Origin of the sequence: Exiguobacterium sp. s160, assembly GCF_018617575.1 — a bacterium.
GTDB lineage: Bacteria > Bacillota > Bacilli > Exiguobacteriales > Exiguobacteriaceae > Exiguobacterium > Exiguobacterium aestuarii_A.
Genome location: NZ_JACSKK010000036.1, coordinates 1 through 213, shown reverse-complemented (window position 1 = coordinate 213; position 213 = coordinate 1). Strand labels below are relative to the sequence as shown.

Annotated in this window: 1 pseudogene; it reads left to right on the top strand. The window is 65.3% G+C overall.

Annotation, left to right across the window (positions count from 1 at the left end):
- A pseudogene (locus KNO86_RS14650) lies at positions 1–213 on the top strand (IS5/IS1182 family transposase); the annotation flags it as partial.

Below are 213 nucleotides of genomic sequence, written 5' to 3'. Positions count from 1 at the left end.
CCGTTTCCCGCTCGAGGCGGTCGCGCTCGATGCCGGCTACTTCACGACCGGGATCGCGAAGGCGCTCGTCGAACGGGGCATCTTCGGGGGCATCGCTCGGCGGCGTTTCGGCGGGAAGAAAGGGATGTTCCGCAAGACCCGGTACACGTACCTGCCGGAAGAGGATGCTTATCTCTGTCCGGCGCGACAGCGCCTCACCTATCAGACGACGGA